Raw genomic sequence first — 18,137 nt, 5'->3', positions numbered from 1 at the left:
GGTCAGGATTTTTGGCGAAGGGTCACGACGAGGACAACGACCACGACGATGACGGTCCACAAGGTCGAAATCGCCGCAATGGTCGGGTCGATCTGATCGCGCAGCGACAGGAACATGAGCTTCGGCAGCGTGCTGTTTTGACCGCTGGCGACGAAGATCGAAATGACGGATTCATCGAGCGAGGTCAGGAAGGCCATCAGCGTGGCCGACAACAGACTTATCCGAAGTTGGGGGACAATTATTCCGCCAATGGCTCTTGCCCAGTTTGCGCCCAGGCTGCGCGCCGCCTGAACCTGGTTCCAGTCAAAGCGGGCCAAGGCGGGCAACAACACAATGCAGGCGACCGGAATGGCCAGCACCACATGTCCGACCAGGACACCGAACAGCGTTCCGACCAGACGTTGGGCCGCCAGAACAAAGAAGAGACCAATAGCGAGCAGGATTCCCGGCACGATAGAAGGGGTTAGCAGAATACCCTGAATGGCAATGGCGGCCTTTCCGCCGAGCCGATTTATCGAAATGCAGGCCAGCAGCCCCAGGGGCACTGCGATCATCGCCGTCAATGTGCCAAGGATCAGGCTCGTCCTGAGTGCGGCCATCCATGCCGCCGAACCGAAGAAAGCCTCGTACCAGCGCAACGAGTATGCGCGCGGCGGGAACTCCAAAAGATTGGACGCCGAAAAAGAGAGCGGCACGACGACGAGCGTCGGCAGCATCAGGAACGCCATAACGAGCGCGCAAAAGCTCCACAGGAGGATGCGGGCCAGCCTGCTATCTGGATAGGCTTCAAGCATGGGCTGTGCCGATGCTGCGCCCGGCAATCAGCCGCCGCGCAGCCAGGAACATCACCCCCACCAACGCCATTAGTACGAGGAGCAGGATGCCCAGGACGCTCGCCGAGCCCCAATCCTGGAAGGTCGATAGCGTGCGCTCGATCCGGGTGGAAAGAGGGTTTACCTTGCCGCCGCCAAGCACCGCCGGCGTGATGAAAAACCCTATGGTGTAAATGAAGACGATGATCGAACCCGAGAAGATGCCGCCGGCCGAAAGCGGCAGAATGACCGTGCGGATCGTTTGCCCGAGAGTGGCGCCCATGCTCGCCGACGCGCGGACGAGGTTTGCATCCATATCGCGCATCGCCGCATAAACGGGCAGCAGAAAAAGCGGCAGCATGTAGTGAACCATGCCGATCAGCGTTCCCGTGAAATTGTAAACCAGCGGCAATGGCTCAGCTGTCAGGCCTGAACCGGTCAAAGCCGCGTTGATCAGGCCATCGCGTCGCAACAGAACGAGCCAGCCATAGGTGCGCACCAGAATGGAGGTCCACAATGGCAGCATGACGAAGGCCATCAGCAAATTGGCCATCCTTGGTCTGGTGCTGGCCAGGGCGAGCGCCAAGGGGGTACCGAGTAGAATGCAGATCGCCAGCGTGCCCACGGACAGTTCAAGGGTGGTGACGAGTGCCGACCATGTCAGTCCGCTCGAAAGCACTTTCTCGTAGTTGCCGACGGTGTATTCACCCGCTGTGGTGACGAAGGATTGCCGGATAATCCAGACGATGGGCAGGATCGCCGCCAGCCCAACGATCAAAAGCGCGGGCACTGAAAGCGACAGGAAGAACCGCCGCTCGCGTCGTGCGTCTGCCGCCAGCGCAGGATCGGCGATGACGGTCACGCTCCTGCTCCCGGTATCGCGTGAACTTTCGCTGCCGGTGCATATGCGGTCACTCGCTGACCGGTCGCAAGCTCGCCGCAGCCGCTGGCCATCGCCGCCGGAACGCAGACAAGAATCTCTTGCCCGCCGTCAAGCGCCAGCGTCAAAAGCCAGTTCTCGCCGCGAAACGCCTTGGCACGCAGCGTTCCCTCGAGCGCCACCCCGTCTCGCCCGACGAGCTTCGCATCAAGATGGAAGCTTTCGGCGCGGATCATCAGAGCTTCGCTTGATGCATCGGCGCCGTCTATTCTGCGCACCGCGCCCAGGGCCACAATGTTGGCCTCACCCATGAACCCCGCGACAAAGCGGGTCGATGGATGATCATAAATCCGCTGTGGCGTGTCGATCTGCTGAATACGGCCGGAATTCATCACCGCGACCCGGTCTGACATGATCAGTGCTTCGCGCTGGTCATGCGTCACATAAATCGCGGTGATCCCCAGATCATCGTGCAGACGCCGGATCTCGTACTGCATGGTTTCGCGCAAATTCTTGTCGAGCGCCGACAACGGCTCGTCCATCAGCATCACGCGCGGCTCGAAGACGATCGCCCGCGCCAACGCAACCCGCTGGCGCTGGCCGCCGGACAATGCGGCAATGTTGCGCTCCGCCAAACCTTCGAGCTTCACGCGGTCCAAAGTGTCGAGCGCCCGCTGGCGGGCCTCGGCTTTCGGTACCTTGCGCAGCACCAGCGGATACTCAACATTTGCCAGAACGTTCATGTGGGGAAACAGGGCGTAGTTCTGGAAGACTATGCCGATGTTGCGCCTGTTCGGGGCCAGGCGGGTAATGTCGCGATCGCCCAACAGAAGTCTACCGGAATCCGGCCGGACAAAGCCGGCCAGAGCCATGAGCAGCGTGGTCTTGCCCGATCCCGATGGCCCCAGCAGCGTGAGGAATTCGCCAGCCCGAATGTCGAGCGAGACATCGTCCAGCGCGACGTAAGATCCATAGGTCTTGCGCACGCTGTCGATGGTGATCGGGAGCGACTTCATCATGTGCTCAAGCCTTAGAGCTGAGACTCAGCGGGCCATCATCTCATCGAAGGCTTTTTGGGCAGCCTCGCCATTCCTGACCCACCATTCTGAATTCGAAAACACCGAAGTGCCGGCATTTTCAGGCGCGGTCGCCAGCGTCTTGAGACGGTCCTCGGGGATAAGGCCACCCTCATAGCCAGCAGGATTGACCGGGCCATAGGCTATGAAGTCGGTCAGCTTCGCCACGCGCGCGGGCTGTGTCATCGCTGCGATGAGCTTCATAGCTGCTTCCTTGTTCGGCGCCCCTTTCGGCACCGCAAGACAGTCGGTGCCAATGACGGAACCCTTGAACGTGTAGTCGGCCGCGCCGCCATCTGCTTTTACGGTTTGGGCCCGCCCGTTCCAGGTAACGACCAAATCCGCCTCACCATCTTTCAGCAACTGCGCCGACTGCGCTCCCGAGGTCCACCAAACGGCGACATTCGGCTTGAGTGCTTCGAGCCGCTTGATAGCGCGATCCAGACCCTCTGGCGTGCTGAGAACGGGATAGACGTCCGCCGGTGCTACGCCATCGGAGAGCAGCGCGATCTCGATCGAGTCCTGGGCATTGGCACGCAGCGCACGACGGCCGGGGAATTTGGCAACGTCCCAGAACTCCGCCCATGTCTTCGGCGGGTTTTCGCCATAGGTCTTGGTGTTCCACGACAAGACGGTGCCATAGGAGTCGAATGGATAGCAGTAGTCGGACTTTGCGCCGTCCGGCACGGCCTTTGGGTCGATGATCGTGTAGTCGAGCGGCTCCAGCAGCGACTGTGCGGCGGCCTGCGCGCCCTCCGGTGAGCCCAGGTGAATGACGTCGGTTGTGACCGCGCCCGAGGTAACCTGCATCTTCAGGGCGGCCAAGCCGTCGCTGAGGGTCTCCTCGCCGACATCATAGCCAAGCTCTTTTGCAGCGGGGCCCCACATGGCTTCCTTCATGGCGTTGCCATAATCGCCGCCCGCGGTCGTGATGGTGACTGATTGGGCATAGACCGGCACGGCGGCCGAGAATGCGAATGCCGTCAAGGAAATGCGTAACCAAGACATAGGTTCTCCTCCCTAGAATTTGTTGAGACGCGCTAAAAATGGCCAATTATTGCCAATCGTAACGTTACGATTGCATCCAATTGCAGGAGAGTCAAGCTGCTTTAGCGAGAGCTTGGATTGACCGTGAGGTGGAATTCGGTCACGTAGTGGAAGTCAGCAAATCAGCCGGCGCTTTCGCAAATGAGGTCGGGCGACATGACCAACCTGAAACAGATCGCGGCGGAACTTTCCCTTTCGGTGACCACGGTATCCCGCGCGCTGAAGGATGGGCCGGAGGTTCATCCCGCCACCATCGCTCGCGTCAAGGAAGTGGCGCAGCGGGTCGGCTATGTGCCAAATCATCATGGCTTCGCGCTCAAAACTGGCCGCACGCTGACGATGACAGCAATCTACCCGATGGAAACACAAGATCATCTGTCCGATCTGTTGAAGCTTCCGTTAATCGAAGGCATGACGCTGGCGGCGCGGCAAGCGGGTTATAGTCTATCCATCTACTCCACCACGCCCGATGATGACCCCATCGAGAGTGTGCAGCGACAGCTTCAGGCGGGCAGCACAGACGGACTGATTATCACGCGCATGGTCTCGGGTGATCCACGCGTTAAGCTATTGCTGGATAGAGGCATGCCATTCGTCGCGTTTGGAAGAACTGACCTGGATACAGCATATCCTTATGTCGACATCGACAATGAACAGATTGCCTACGAGGCGACCCGGCGGCTCGTGGACAAGGGCTGCCGACGCATTGCGCTGCAACTTCTCGTTCCGGGCGACCAGGCGAGTGCCATGCGTCTTTCCGGGTATGGAAGGGCAATGGCCGAGGCTGGTATTCCGATCGACCAGTCGCTGATCGGTCATGGAATGTTCACCATGGAATCGAGCGCAGCCTGGTTCGATCGCATGCTGGCCTGGTCAGATCCGCCGACGGGCTTGGCTTGCGCCAACGAACTGGGCCTTTTGGGGGCACTACACGCTCTTGGCAGAAGAGGTCTCGCGCCAGGGAGTGACATCCACATTGTCACTCGGGACAGCACGCGGCTGTCACGTTTCTTGCCTGCGAAGATCGGCGTTCATTTCGTCGATATAGCGGGTGTCGGACGCAAACTTGTCGAAGTCCTGGAGAGCCGGATCGTCAATCCCCTCGGGCCGGTGGAGACAGTCTTGTTCAAAGGTGAGTTCGACCCTGGCGAATAGTCGGGCGAAGAAGTCAGTTGTCCGCTTTCGAGGAGCACTTAGGTTCACCCCTGAGTCCGAGATGAGGCGCGAAGCTGCCGCCTGCGCGAGTGCATAGGGTGCACTCAGCACCTTAATGGCATTGGTGGTCTGAGCAGCGATCGAGGGGTGCTGTACTGGTGCTGTTACTTAGAATGATTGCGCTCAGCTCCCGTCGGACGACATCGCGCCGAGCAATCTGCGAATATCGCCGAACCTGGCGATCGAGCCGAACACCAGTGCCGCCACCGCGACGAAGAACACTGACACCGAAGCCATGGTCGGCGTGTAGCCATAGCGCAGCGCGTTGAAGATCTTGATGGGCAGCGTCTCGGTGGTGAAGCCGATCGTCATGTAGGCGACGATGTATTCGTTGAGCGACAAGACGAAGGCGAAGGCGTAGCCCGAGACGAGGTAGGGCAGGATCAACGGCAGCACCACGGTTTTCAGCACTGTGCGGTCGTCGGCGCCCATGGTGGCGGCGGCCTCTACCAGCGAGCGGTCGATCGAGGCAAAGCCCAGCGACAGCGTCACCAGCGGCAGCGTGACGAAGAAGATGGCGTGGCTGATGATGGCGGTGAAGAACTGGCCGAACAGCCCGACCGTCGCCCAGAAGGAGAGGAAGCCGAGCGCTGTGATGACCGGCGGCAGGATGAAGGGGGCAAGCCCCAGCACCTGGAAGATGTTCGCCCATGGCGCGATGCGCCGCCACAGGAACCAAGCCAGGGGCAGCGCGACCGCCACGGCAATGGCCGCCGAGCAGACGGCCAGCGTCACCGAATGGATCAGCGCCAGCCGCCATTCCGGATCGGTGAAGATCTGAGCGTACCAGGCGAGCGAGAAACCGACCGGCGGGAAGGAGAGCTCCTGCCGCGAATTCACCGACACGCCGGCGACGACGATCAGCGGCGCCGCCAGGAACAGCGCGACGATGGTGAAATAGACACGGCGCAGCAAGGTCGCGGTCATAGGGCGTTCTCCCTTCGTCCGACGAGCAGCGTCAGTCCGACCAGCGCCAGCGAGATCAGCACCAGGAACACCGCCATTGCGGCCGCGAACGGCATGTTGGACTGGTAGATCGCCTGGTCGGTGATCAGCACCGACAGCGTCCAGTGCTGCGGCCGTCCCAGAATCTGCGGCAAAAGATACGAGCCGAGGGCGAACACGAAGACCATGATCAGTGTCGCCACAATGGTGTTGCGCAATGCCGGCGCGACGACGTTGAAGAAGGCGCGGATCGGCGAGGCGCCGAGCGTGCGCGCTGCCTCGAGCAATGTCGGGTCGAGGCGCACGAGGGCGGGGTACAGCACCAGGATCGTATAGGGCAGCGCCTGGTAGACCATGCCGGTCAGCACCGCGCCAAAGGTCGGCAGCAGCGCCACCGGCTTGTCCATCAGCCCGATCGACACGAACAAATTGGTGATGCCGGCGGTGCGCGAAAACAGCGTCGACCAGGCAAAGCCGATAATGACTTCCGACAGCGACAGCACCGACAGGAGGCCGACCAGCCACAGCGTCTGCACGCGGCGCGGCCGGCGGGTCAAAAGGTAGGTGAAGGGAAAGGCGATGGCCACGCAGCAGACGGCGACCAGCACCGCCAGCAGCAGCGAAAAGCCGAGCACGCCGCCGAAGAACACCGACAGGAAGCGGGCGTAATTGTCGAACACGAAATCCGGCGTGTAGAAACCGGACGGGTTGCGCTTGAAGAAGCTCACCGCGATCATCGTCGAGAAGGGCACGACGAAGAAGACTATCAGCATCAGCGCCGGAAAGAACAGTGGCGTATAGTCGGCTATGGACTTCGGGGCTTCGCGTCTCATGCGCCGAGCACCACGCAGCTTGCCGGTGGCAGCGTGACCCCGACCTTGGCGCCGACCGGCACGTCATGCCGCTCGCGCGGCGTCGTCACCGCAATGATGCTGGTGCCGCCGACGTCGACGAAGGTCTCGATGGTGCCGCCGAGATCGCGAACGAAGCTCACCTCTCCGGTAATGGCCGAGCCGCCGGGGCTGCCCAGATGCACGTCCTCCGGGCGGACCGAAACAGACGCTTTGGTCTGACCCGCCGGCATGGCAAGACCTGGAATGGCTGTGCCCAGAATGGTGGTACGCCCGGTGCTGTCGATCTCGGCCGGCAGCAGATTGGTGATGCCGATGAAGTCGGCGACGAAGGCGTCGGCCGGCTTGCGGTAGATCTCGATCGGCGGCGCCGCCTGCAGGATTCTGCCGTGGCCCATGACGACGACCAGGTCGGCCATGGTCATGGCTTCGCGCTGGTCGTGGGTGACGACGATGGTGGTGATGCCCAACCGCTGCTGCAACTGGCGCAGTTCCACCTGCATGGCCTCGCGCAATTTGGCGTCGAGCGCCGACAGCGGCTCGTCGAGCAGGAACAGTTTCGGCGACAGCGCCAAGGCCCGCGCAATTGCCACGCGCTGGCGCTGACCGCCCGACAGTTTGGCCACCGGACGGTCGGCAAAGCCGGTCAGATGGATGAGGCCCAGCAACTCGTCGACGCGTTTCTTCTGCTCCTCCTTCGAGGCGCCGCGAATGCGCAGCGCATAGGCGATGTTGTCGCCGACGGAGAGATGCGGAAACAGCGCCAGCGACTGGAACACCATGCCGAGATTGCGCTTGTGCGTCGGCAAAGGCGTGATGTCCTCGTCGTCGAGCACGATGGCGCCGCTGGTCGGCTCCTCCAGTCCGGCAATCATGCGCAGCAGCGTGGTCTTGCCGCAGCCCGACGGGCCGAGCAGACACACGAACGTGCCATGCGGCACGTTGAGCTGGACATTGTCGACGGCGGCGAAGTTGCCGAATTTTTTGGTGACGGCGTTGATGTCTAGTCCGGACATGCTCATCCCTTGGAGGGTTTGCTAAGGGGCCGCCGGACTATGCCGGCGGCCGCTGTGGTTCAGACGGATCGAACGGCTCAGCCGACGATCAGCTCGGTCCACTTCTGGTTGATCCAGTCGGCCTTCGACGTATAGAGGTCGTAGCGCGGGATGATCGGGTCGATATCCGACGACACCGCGGCGAACTCTTCCGGCTTGAGGTCGAGCACCTCTTTCTTCAGCGTCGGCGTGGTGCCGACCTTGCGCGACATCAGGCCCTGCATCGACGGCTGGCTCATATAGTCGATGAAGGCATGCGCCTCGTCGACCTTGGTCGAGGCGCGCGACAGCACCCAATTGCCGGAGTCCTGGATGCCGCCTTCTTTCGGGAAGGTCGAGCGGACATGGAAGCCGTCGGCGACCGCGAGGCCGGTGACGTCGTGATAATACTGGCCCATCGGGATCTCGCCCGACTTCAGCGCCTGCTCGAACTGCGCCTCGTCGCGATACCACAGCCGGACATTCGGCTTGAGCTCGGCGAGCTTTTCGAACGCCTTGTTCAGTCCGTCCTCGGTGTCGAGCGCATTGGTGCCGCCCATGAAGGTCTTTGCCGTCACTTCGAGCAGGAACGAGTTCGAGGCAAGTGCCAGAAGGCCAAGCTTGTCCTCATTGGCCTTGTCCCACAGCGTCTCCCATGAGGTCGGCGCATCCTTGTAGACGTCGGTGTTGGAGACCAGCGTGATCCACCAGGCGACGGCGCCGATGCCGGCGACCCGGCCATCCGGATATTTGTTGACGAAGCGCGGCAAGAGGTCGTTGTAGTGCTTGAACTTCGACGTATCGAGCGGCGTCCACAATTCGGTCGACTGGCCCTTCAGCGTCGAGGTCTGCGACATCATCGAAAGGTCGGCCGGCGCCTGGCCGGCCTTGGACGCTTGTTCGAGTTGCACCAGCCAGGCTTCGCCGGTCGGCTCGGCGACCGATTCCACTGCAATGCCGGTGGCCTTGGTGAAATCGGGGAAGACGTGCTCGTCGAAGGATTTCTTGAAGTAGCCGCCATAGACGCCGACCTTCAGCGACTTGTCCTGCGCGCGCAGGATCGACGGCATGGCCAGCACGCCGGCTGTAGCGAGGCCCGCACCAAGCATGCCGCGCCGTGTCAGGGATTTTCCAATCAGTCTGTTCATCTGGTTTCTCCTCAGTTGATGCCGTTCTATTCCGGCAGGTTCCCTTCACGCACTGTCGCCGCCTGGCGTCAGTGGGCCGCCGCTCGTTGTTCGAGCGTACGGGCGTATTGCGTCAGTGGAAAGCACATGACGAAGAAGATCAGCGCCACCAGCCCGTAGACCTTGAACGGTTCGAAGGTGGCGTTGTTGATGGCGTTGGAGGTTCTGACCAGCTCCTCGAAGCCGATGATCGAGGTCAGCGCCGTCGATTTGATCAACTGCACCAGGAAGCCGACGATCGGCGCCCTTGTGATCGAGAACGCCTGCGGCAGGATGATCAGCCTGAGCTCCTGCAGACGGTGCAGGCCGAGGCTGGCGCCGGCATCCCACTGTCCCAGCGGCAGCGCATCGACGCCGCTGCGCCAGATCTCGGCCAGATAGGCGCTGGCGAAGAAGGTCAGGCCGAGCACCGCTGCCGTCCATGGCTCGATGCGCAGGCCGAGCATCGGCAGGCCGAAGAACATCAGGAACAGCTGCATCAACAGCGGCGTTCCCTGGAACAGGGCGATGTAGCCGGAAGCGACCCGCTGGCTCCATTTATTCTCTGCGATCCTGAAGAACAGCACGATCAGCCCGACCAGCGCGCCGCCGACAAAGGCCGCCAGCGACAACAGCACCGTCCAGCGGGCGGCGAGCAGCAGATTGCGAACGATGTCCCAGAAGGTGAATTCGATCATGTGACACCTGCCCCCAACACGCGGCGCCCGCCTGTGACCAGCAGCCGGCGCAAGGCCATGGACAGGACGAGGTAGACCACGGTCACGACGAAATAGGTTTCGAAGGACCGGAAGGTGCGGGCTTGCAGCATGTCGGCCTCATAGGTCAGCTCACGCACGGCGATCTGCGACACCACGGCCGATTCCAGCATCATGATGACGATCTGGCTGGTCAGCGCCGGATAGATCACCTTGAGCGCCTGCGGCAGCACGATCTTGACAAACACCTGGCGTGGCCGAAGCCCGAGTGCCAAGGCGGCTTCCGTTTGTCCGCCGGGCACGGCATCGAGACCGGCGCCGACGATTTCAATCGTGTAGGCCGCCATGTTGAGCGTCATTGCCAACATGGCTGCCAGGATCGGATCGAGCCTTATGCCGAGGCTGGGCAGGCCGAAGAAGATGAAGAACAGCTGCACCAGGAACGGCGTGTTGCGCATCACCTCGACATAGACCGCGATGGCGCGCTTCACGAATACCGGGCCGTTGCGCCGGCCGGCAGCGCCCAGGATGCTGAGCAGCGTGCCCACGAGCGTGGTCACGACGATCAACAGGATCGTCGTGGCCGCGCCGCGCGCGATGTCGCCCACAGCACCTGGGAGCCAGGCAAAGGCCACGAGAACTCAATCCTTGAGGTTGTCGGGATTGAGCGGCGTCTTCAGCCAGGCCTTCGAGCTCTCATCGAGCTTGCCGTCGGCCAGCATCTTGGCAACCGCATCATTGACCGCCGTCTTCAGCCGGTCCTCTTTCTTGTTGAGGCCGATATGCGAAGGCGAGGTCAGAAGCTGGAACTTCTGCTCCGGCTTCAGCGCGTCCTGCTTGGCCAGCACCTGGGCGCCGACATCATTGCCGACCACCATCAGCTGGGTCTGGCCCGAGATGAAGGCCTGGATGACGGAATTGTAGTTGTCGAAGCGCTTGATGTCGGCCGATGCCGGCGCCGCTTCGGTCAGCGACGTATCCTCCAGCGTGCCGCGATTGACGGCGATCGACTTGTCGGCAAGGTCTTCCTTGCCTTTGACGGAGAGCGCTGCCGGACCGATGACGGCGATGTAGTAGGGCGCGTAGGCGGCGGCGAAATCGATCACCTCCTCGCGCTCCTTGGAATAGCCGACGCTCATCAGGATATCGACGCGCTTGTCGGTGAGATACGGGATGCGGTTCTGGCCGGTGACGCTGACCAGATTGAGCTTCACCTTGAGTGAATCGGCGATCGCCTGCGCGACGTCGACGTCGTAACCCTTGATGCTCATATCGGCGCTGGCCGAGGAGAAGGGCGGAAAGTCGGAGAAGATGCCGACATTGATGGCGCCGGCCTTGGTGATGTCGTCGACGGCGTCGGCATGGGCCTGGGAGGCGAAGCCGAGGCCGGCGAGCATCAGCGCGGCGGCGATGGTTGATTTCATTTGGATTGTCATTGGTATTCCCCTTCTGGAAGCTTGTTTGTTTTGGAAACGGCCGCCGGCTCCAGCGCGGCGGCCGCCTTTGCGTGTGAAATCCGTCAGGCCCCCTTGCCGGTGATCGCCGGGCTGAACACCATCAGGCTCAGGATCTCGAACAGGACCTGGGCGCCGACATGGGCGGTGTTGGTGGTCGCGTCATATTGCGGCGCCACCTCGACGACATCGCCGCCGACAATGTTGAGACCTTTCAAGCCGCGCAGCAGTTCGAGCACCTCGCGCGTCGTCAGGCCGCCTATTTCCGGCGTGCCGGTACCCGGCGCGAAGGCCGGATCGACACTGTCGACGTCGAAGGAAATGTAGGTCGGGCCGTCGCCGACTATTCTGCGCGCCTTCTCGATGATGGCCGGGATGCCGAGACCCGTCACCTCTTCGGCATGCACGACCGTCATGCCGGATTCATAGGTGAACTCCCACAGATACTCCGCCGAGCCGCGGATGCCGATCTGGATAGTGCGGGTCGGGTCGAGCACGCCGTCCAGCACCGCGTTGCGGAACGGTCCGCCATGATGGAACTTGGTCATGTCGAACAGCCCGCTTGTGTCGCAATGGGCGTCGATATGGATCATGCCGACCGGCGCCTTCTTGCCGACCGCCTTCAGGATCGGATGGCTGATCGAGTGGTCGCCCCCGACCGAAAGCGGCAGCACGCCGGCATCGACGATCTGGTTGGTGCGGCGCTCGATGTCTTCGTGGCTGACCTCCAGCCGGTAGCGGCTGCGGAACGGCGTATCGCCGATGTCGGCGACGCGCAGCTCATGCGTCGGCGCGCATTCCAGCACATGATTGTAAGGGCCGATGCGCTCGATGGCGCGCAGCGCCCTTGGCCCGAAGCGCGAGCCGGGCCGGTTGGTGACGCCGAGATCCATCGGCACGCCGATGATCGCCACCTGCAAATCGCCGAAATCGGGATTGTCGGCTGCGATTTCGCGATAGGGCGCGGCGAGGAAGGTCGGGATGCCGGCATAGGGCGCGAGTCGGGTGCCGCTCTTGGAGAAGATCTTGTCGGCGACCTTGCGGAACTTCGGGTCGAACATCTCGCCGCCATGGCTCTCGCCATACTTGCGGCGCAGCGCGTCGAGCTTGCCTCTGTCATAACCCATGTCGGTCTCCTCCTGCCGGGCTGGTGCATGCGGCAGCGTCTGCAAACTGACCATTATCCGGCCGGGTCGCTGTCCCGCTGGCTGCCTGTAGATTTCACGTCATTGATGCTGTTGACCTGCCAAAGTGTCCGGCAGCCGTATTGAAAAATCAATTGATATTGTTACGGTGCTGATTGTGAGAAAATCTCACAGAGTATCCGGTTGCTCATGGCCAAGCGTCTGCCCCCCTTGAATCCCTTGCGCGCCTTCGAGGCGACGGCGCGGCATGCCTCGCTGACCAAGGCGGCGAGTGAGCTCAACGTCACCCACGGCGCGATCAGCCACCAGATCAAGGCGCTCGAGCAATCACTCGGCGTAAAACTGTTCGAACGCACCGGACAGCGGGTAAAGCTCACCCCGCACGGCGCCGAATTGCTGCCGGCGGTCTCGACCGCCTTCGACGGCATCGCCGCCGCCACCCAGCGCATGACCAGGCCAGCCAGCGCCGGTACGCTGTCGGTCTCCTGCGTGCCGGCGCTGCTGCTTCTGTGGATGACGCCGCGGCTCGGCAGCTTCATGGCGCAATATCCTGATATCAGGTTGACGCTGATCCCGTCCAACGACCCCAAGGACATCCGCGCCCCACAGGTCGATGTCTGCGTGCTCTATGGCGACGGCAGCTGGACCGATTGCTGGATGCGCAAATGGTCGGGCCTCGAACTGTTCCCGGTGGTCAGCCCGACGCTGATCAACAACCGGCCGCTCCGCATCTGCCGGGATCTTGCTGGCCATGTCATCCTGCATGGCGATGATGGCCGCGAATGGCACACCTGGCTGGCCGCCGCCGATGGGCTCGACCTCGAACGTGGCCGCCGCCACCATCTCGGCGACGCCCGCACCGCGATCGAAGCCGCGGTGCACGGACATGGCGTGGCGCTCGGCGATTCCGTCACCGCCAGCATGCTGCTCGCCAGGGGCCTGCTGGTGGCGCCGTTCAGCCTGTCGGTGCCGGCGGTCGACGATTTCTATGTCGTCTGCCGCAACGAGATGCGTTCAGCGCCGATCGTGCAATTGTTCGTCGACTGGCTGTTCGCCGAAAAGGAACAGGCCGACAGCCGCGCCGACGCGCCGGTGGCCGGCCGCATCGGCAGCCGCCGGAAGCGTCCGGCGCTGCGGGTGGTGGGCGCCAAGAGTTGAGGCTGGACCGGGAGCGACTGCTTTTTGTCGGGCCAGCCCGGAAAGCGGGAAGCGCTTTCAAAAATTCAATGCTACTAAGCTCTTGCCCGGCAATTCCAGGAAACGAGTGCGGCGGTTTCCCGTCCGGAATTGCGTAAGACAGACGTGAGCAGCGAAGGCGACGGCAGGACATGGCAAGAACCGATATAGCGCGGCGCGTCTATAACCACACCTGGAAGCTGGACCCGATCGTCCGCAGCCTGCTCGACACCGATTTCTACAAGCTTCTGATGCTGCAGATGATCTGGGGCATGTACCCCAAGGTCGACGCCACCTTTTCGCTGATCAACCGCACCACCTCGGTGCGGCTTGCCGACGACATCGACGAAGGCGAATTGCGCGACCAGCTCGACCATGCCCGCACGCTGCGCTTCTCCAAGAAGGAGATGATCTGGCTTGGCGGTAACAATTTCTATGGCCGCAAGCAGATCTTCGAGCCGGAATTCCTCGCCTGGCTGGAAGGTTTTCGGCTGCCCGACTACGAGCTGTCCAAGCGCGACGGGCAGTACGAGCTCTCCTTCAGTGGCCCCTGGATGTACACTACGCTGTGGGAAATCCCGGCGCTGGCGATCATCAACGAGCTTCGTTCCCGCGCCGCCATGCGCGCCTTCGGTCCCTTCGCGCTTGACGTGCTCTATGCACGCGCCAAGGGGAAGATGTGGGCCAAGACCGAACGCTTGAAGGCGCTGCCCGGCATCCGCATCTCAGATTTCGGCACCCGCCGCCGCCATTCCTTCCTGTGGCAGCGCTGGTGCGTCGAGGCGCTCAAGGAAGGTATTGGCGAAGCCTTCACCGGCACCTCCAACGTGCTGCTGGCCATGGACAACGACCTCGAAGCGCTCGGCACCAACGCGCATGAATTGCCGATGGTGTTTGCCGCCCTTGCCAAGTCGGAAAAGGAATTGAAGGAATCGCCCTACAAGGTGCTGCAGGACTGGCAGCGCTACTACGGCGGCAACCTGCTGATCGTGCTGCCCGACGCTTTCGGCACCGCATCCTTCCTGCGCGACGCCCCGGACTGGGTCGCCGACTGGACCGGCTTCCGCCCCGACAGCGCGCCGCCGATCGAAGGCGGCGAAAAAATCATCGACTGGTGGCGCGAGAAGGGCAAGGACCCCAGGCAGAAGCTGCTGATCTTCTCCGACGGTCTCGAGGTCGAAACCATCGAGGAGACCTACAGGCACTTCAAGGGCAAGGTGCGCATGTCCTTCGGCTGGGGCACCAACCTCACCAACGATTTCGAAGGCTGCGCGCCGACCAAAACCAACAGCCTGGATGCGATATCGCTGGTCTGCAAGGTGACGGAGGCCAATGGCCGGCCGGCGGTGAAGCTGTCGGACAATCCGGCGAAAGCGACGGGCGACAAGAAGGAGATCGAGCGCTATCTCCGGATTTTTGGGGCGAAGGACCGCGTGGAGCAGCTGGTCAAGGTTTGAGGGTCGGCGGGTGCCTTGCTGGACGAAATGGAAATCGCGATAGCGTGAGTTCCCGCCCACCCCCCTCTGTCCTGCCGGACATCTCCCCCGAAAGGGGGGAGATTGGCAGCGTCGAGTACCGCGCCTCTTTCTTCACCCTTGAAAGTTGGCGAAAGCCCCGGCGACATCCAATCTCCCCCCTTGCGGGGGAGATGGCCGGCAGGCCAGAGGGGGGTGTGAAGGATCGCGTCAGGCTGACATATGTCGCCTGCTCCCCCACCCTCACACTCCTCCCCACCCCTGCCTTCGCCCACGCCTCCGACCGCGGCCACGTCCTCCTCCTCCCGACCGGCTACTACATCGCCGGCGGCGCGCTCGCCGTCGCCGTCAGCTTCCTCGTCCTCGCCCTGCTGCCACCCGCAACCCTCGACCGCTTCTGGCGCCGCCGCCTGCCGCTCTTCCCATTCGCCGACACCGCCCGCATAATCATCAGCCTGCTCTCCTTTGCCGGCTTCGCAACCCTCATCGCCGCCGGCCTGTTCGGCAGCCGCGACCCGCTCTCCAATCCGCTGCCGCTAACCATCTGGACGCTGCTCTGGGTCGGCCTTGCCATCGCGCAAGGCCTGTTCGGCGATCTCTGGTCGTGGCTGAATCCATGGTATGGCCCGCGGCGGATCGAAAGCCGCCTGTTCAAGTTTCGTGGCCGTGAGGGACAGGAATCGCGTTTGCCTTCATGGCTCGGCTGCTGGCCGGCCGTTATCCTGTTCTTCGCCTTCGCCTGGTTCGAGCTGATCTACCCGGCGCCCGACGACCCGGCGCGGCTTGCCTATGTCGCCGGCCTCTACTGGTTGCTTACCTTCATCGCCATGCTCGCCTTTGGCTACCGCGATTGGAGCCGGCGCGGCGAATTCCTGACGGTGTTCTTCGCTATGGTGGCGCGCTTCGCCCTTGTCGAGCGCGATGAACACGGGCGGCTCGCTCTCTGCTGGCCGGGCTCAAAACTGCTCGGCGCAGCGCCCCTGCCGGCAAGCGGCATCGCTTTCCTGCTGCTCAGCCTGTCATCGGTGTCCTTCGACGGCCTGTCGAAAACCTTCTTCTGGCTCGGCCTGTTCGGCATCAACCCGCTGGAATATCCCGGCCGCACCGCGCTCATCGGCATAAGCAGCTTTGGCCTCGTGCTGACCTTCGTCCTGCTCGCGGCGGCATTCCTGCTGGCCGTCATACTCGGCCAGCGCCTTGCCGGCAGCCGACATTCCCACGGCGAGGCCGCCGGGCTGCTGGTCTGGTCGATCGTACCGATCGCGCTCGCCTATCATGTCGCGCACTATCTGACGGCGCTGCTGGTCGACGGCCAGTATGCGATTGCCGCTTTGTCCGACCCGTTCGCGCTGGGATGGAACCTGTTCGGCGCCGCCGACATGCAGATCGAGGCCGGCATCGTCGCCGGGGCCCACTCCGCCTGGTGGCTGTGGAACCTGCAGGCCGGCATCATCATCGCCGGGCACATGCTGGCGGTGCTCGTTGCCCATGGACTGGCCTGGCGACTGCACCAGGTGCCATCGCGCGCCGCCCTCAGCCAGTTGCCGCTCACCATGCTGATGATTGCCTACACGATCTTCGGCCTGTGGTTGCTTGCCACGCCGACGGCCGGATGAGACAAGCTGATCCACATGCCTTTGCGGAAAGCCCGCTTGCAAGCTCTGTGCTTTGGTGATTTAGTTTGTACACATGCAATTTCTGCCCCTCCTGCAAGGGAGTGGCCTTGCCTCGTTACAGCCAGTCAAAACTCAAAAACAGGGGAACTGCCGTGACTGACAAGAATGGGTTTTTCGATCTCTCCAAATCCACCCTTAGCCGCCGCACCGCGCTGAAAGGTCTCGCCGCCGGCGCCGGGCTGACGCTCGCGCCCGGCTTCGTCCGCTACAGCCAGGCGCAGAGTTCGGCGCCAATCAAGATCGGCTTCCAGTCGCACCGCACCGGCATCGGCGCCGCCTATGGCCGCTGGTACGAAAAGACCAGTGCCGCCGCGGTCAAGGCGATCAACGATGCCGGCGGCATCAACGGCCGGCCGGTCGAACTGGTGATCGAGGATGACGGCACCGATCCCGGCCGTGGCGCCGAGGTGGTCGGCAAGTTCGCCACCCAGCACAAGACCGACATCGTCTTTGGCACGCTGTTCTCGCATGTCGTGATCGGCTCGGCCCCGGCCGCCGGCGAAAACAAGATCCCCTATTTCGTCGTCAGCGAAGGCCACCATGTCGCTTCGACCAAGCTCAACCGCTACGTCTTCCAGCCCGGCATCACCGATGTGAAGAGCCAGATCCAGTCGATGGCGCCATGGATCGCGGCCAATGCCGGCAAGAAGGTGACGCAGATCTTCCCCGACTTCGCCTTCGGCTACGACCATCGCGACTACCTGCCGCCGGCGCTGAAGGCGCAAGGCGCCGAGGTCATCGCCCAGATCGCCATCCCGCCGACAGAGTCATCTTTCACGAAATACTTCCCGCAGATCCCGGCCGAGACCGAAGTCATCTACCACGTCATGGTCGGCCCGGCCGTGCTCACCTTCGTCAAGGAACTCGGCGAGTTCTACGGCTCCAACCGGCCGCAGTTGTTCGGCTTCATCGATTCGCTCGAAGCCACCGACATCAACAGCCCCGGCCTCGAATTCCTGGACGGCAGCCATTTCTGGGAAGGTTCGCCGCGCTATGCGCAGGCCAATGACTCGGCCGCGCAGAAAGCCTACCGCGCCGCCGTCGGCATCGACGAAAATGGCGCTGCAGTCGGCGACCCCAAGGACGTCTCCACCGCCGCCCACATGTTCGGCTGCTGGGAGACGCTCTATGTCGTCAAGAAGGCGATGGAAGACGCCGGCTACAAGGGCCTGGAAGACCGCGCCAAGCTGGTCGAGGCGACCGAGGCGCTGACCGAATTCGCCGAAGGGCCGGAGCATCCGCAGGGGCCGAAGACCTTCAACGGCAAGATCCACCAGTGTTTTGGCATCCAGAACATCTCCAAGGTCGAAGGTGGCAAGCTGAATGTCGTCCACAAGACCAAGATCGAGGACGGGCTTTACGAGGCCGAAGGGGATTATACGACGCAGGCGCTGTGAGGCGCCTTACCCTCCCCCTTGTGGGGAGGGTCGGCACGCAAGCTTCGCACTTTTGCGAAGCTTGCGAGACGG

17 protein-coding genes are annotated in these 18,137 nt (G+C 62.6%); 5 read left to right on the top strand and 12 right to left on the bottom strand.

The window, feature by feature from the left end; all coding sequences use genetic code 11:
• Window positions 1-2: 2 nt before the first annotated feature.
• The 4 genes from ACYG9Y_RS23655 to ACYG9Y_RS23640 are packed head-to-tail and all read right to left on the bottom strand — an operon-like array spanning window position 3 to window position 3,776.
• Window positions 3-794 carry an ABC transporter permease gene (locus ACYG9Y_RS23655; RefSeq protein WP_023739704.1) on the bottom strand — a complete coding sequence of 264 codons (792 nt, stop codon included), beginning with the start codon at window positions 792-794 and terminating at the stop codon, window positions 3-5.
• Window positions 787-1,674 (bottom strand): ABC transporter permease, encoded by an 888-nt coding sequence (locus tag ACYG9Y_RS23650; RefSeq protein ID WP_023739703.1) that lies wholly within the window; start codon window positions 1,672-1,674, stop codon window positions 787-789. The genes ACYG9Y_RS23655 and ACYG9Y_RS23650 overlap by 8 nt, the downstream gene beginning before the upstream one ends.
• Complete coding sequence (locus ACYG9Y_RS23645; protein WP_023739702.1) at window positions 1,671-2,708, bottom strand: ABC transporter ATP-binding protein; 1,038 nt, start codon at window positions 2,706-2,708, stop codon at window positions 1,671-1,673. The genes ACYG9Y_RS23650 and ACYG9Y_RS23645 overlap by 4 nt, the downstream gene beginning before the upstream one ends.
• 27 nt (window positions 2,709-2,735) lie before the next feature.
• The gene (locus ACYG9Y_RS23640) at window positions 2,736-3,776 is read right to left on the bottom strand and encodes an ABC transporter substrate-binding protein (RefSeq protein WP_352543907.1); all 1,041 of its coding nucleotides are present in this window, start codon (window positions 3,774-3,776) and stop codon (window positions 2,736-2,738) included.
• A gap of 195 nt (window positions 3,777-3,971) precedes the next feature.
• On the opposite strand from ACYG9Y_RS23640, the gene ACYG9Y_RS23635 reads away from it, so the two are divergent.
• Complete coding sequence (locus ACYG9Y_RS23635; protein ID WP_023739701.1) at window positions 3,972-4,970, top strand: LacI family DNA-binding transcriptional regulator; 999 nt, start codon at window positions 3,972-3,974, stop codon at window positions 4,968-4,970.
• 183 nt (window positions 4,971-5,153) lie between these two features.
• On the opposite strand, the gene ACYG9Y_RS23630 is transcribed toward ACYG9Y_RS23635, so the two are convergent.
• The 8 genes from ACYG9Y_RS23630 to speB all read right to left on the bottom strand — a co-directional run bounded on the left by ACYG9Y_RS23630 (window position 5,154) and on the right by speB (window position 12,323).
• Window positions 5,154-5,957: an ABC transporter permease gene (locus ACYG9Y_RS23630; RefSeq protein WP_023671272.1), complete on the bottom strand. Its 804-nt coding sequence runs from the start codon at window positions 5,955-5,957 to the stop codon at window positions 5,154-5,156.
• Window positions 5,954-6,808 carry an ABC transporter permease gene (locus ACYG9Y_RS23625; protein ID WP_023739700.1) on the bottom strand — a complete coding sequence of 285 codons (855 nt, stop codon included), beginning with the start codon at window positions 6,806-6,808 and terminating at the stop codon, window positions 5,954-5,956. Before ACYG9Y_RS23625 ends, ACYG9Y_RS23630 begins: the two co-directional genes overlap by 4 nt.
• Window positions 6,805-7,842, bottom strand: a complete 1,038-nt coding sequence (locus ACYG9Y_RS23620) for an ABC transporter ATP-binding protein (protein ID WP_023739699.1) — start codon at window positions 7,840-7,842, stop codon at window positions 6,805-6,807. The genes ACYG9Y_RS23625 and ACYG9Y_RS23620 overlap by 4 nt, the downstream gene beginning before the upstream one ends.
• A gap of 77 nt (window positions 7,843-7,919) precedes the next feature.
• On the bottom strand, window positions 7,920-9,008 hold the full coding sequence (locus ACYG9Y_RS23615) for an ABC transporter substrate-binding protein (RefSeq protein WP_023739698.1): 1,089 nt from the start codon (window positions 9,006-9,008) through the stop codon (window positions 7,920-7,922).
• Window positions 9,009-9,076: 68 nt separating this feature from the next.
• A complete protein-coding gene (locus ACYG9Y_RS23610; RefSeq protein WP_023739697.1) occupies window positions 9,077-9,724 on the bottom strand; it encodes an amino acid ABC transporter permease in 648 nt (215 codons plus the stop codon).
• Entirely contained in the window at window positions 9,721-10,377 is a 657-nt protein-coding gene (locus ACYG9Y_RS23605) for an amino acid ABC transporter permease (RefSeq protein WP_023739696.1), read from the bottom strand. The genes ACYG9Y_RS23610 and ACYG9Y_RS23605 overlap by 4 nt, the downstream gene beginning before the upstream one ends.
• Window positions 10,378-10,383: 6 nt before the next feature.
• A complete protein-coding gene (locus tag ACYG9Y_RS23600) occupies window positions 10,384-11,178 on the bottom strand; it encodes a transporter substrate-binding domain-containing protein (protein WP_023739695.1) in 795 nt (264 codons plus the stop codon).
• 83 nt (window positions 11,179-11,261) lie between these two features.
• Window positions 11,262-12,323: an agmatinase gene (speB, locus tag ACYG9Y_RS23595; RefSeq protein ID WP_023695895.1), complete on the bottom strand. Its 1,062-nt coding sequence runs from the start codon at window positions 12,321-12,323 to the stop codon at window positions 11,262-11,264.
• Between the two features lie 207 nt (window positions 12,324-12,530).
• Between speB and gcvA the strand changes: the two genes are divergently transcribed.
• The 4 genes from gcvA (at window position 12,531) to ACYG9Y_RS23575 (ending at window position 18,065) form a co-directional block, all read left to right on the top strand.
• Window positions 12,531-13,499, top strand: a complete 969-nt coding sequence (gene gcvA, locus ACYG9Y_RS23590) for a transcriptional regulator GcvA (protein WP_023671280.1) — start codon at window positions 12,531-12,533, stop codon at window positions 13,497-13,499.
• Between the two features lie 170 nt (window positions 13,500-13,669).
• On the top strand, window positions 13,670-14,974 hold the full coding sequence (gene pncB, locus ACYG9Y_RS23585; protein ID WP_023739694.1) for a nicotinate phosphoribosyltransferase: 1,305 nt from the start codon (window positions 13,670-13,672) through the stop codon (window positions 14,972-14,974).
• A 191-nt stretch (window positions 14,975-15,165) separates the two neighbouring features.
• Window positions 15,166-16,608 (top strand): hypothetical protein, encoded by a 1,443-nt coding sequence (locus ACYG9Y_RS23580; protein ID WP_023739693.1) that lies wholly within the window; start codon window positions 15,166-15,168, stop codon window positions 16,606-16,608.
• Between the two features lie 152 nt (window positions 16,609-16,760).
• Window positions 16,761-18,065 (top strand): ABC transporter substrate-binding protein, encoded by a 1,305-nt coding sequence (locus tag ACYG9Y_RS23575; protein WP_023683566.1) that lies wholly within the window; start codon window positions 16,761-16,763, stop codon window positions 18,063-18,065.
• Window positions 18,066-18,137 lie beyond the last annotated feature (72 nt).

It is taken from the genome of Mesorhizobium sp. W050, assembly GCF_054719535.1.
Note: the sequence above shows the minus strand (reverse complement) of the source record. Positions and strands in the feature narration are given on the sequence as shown.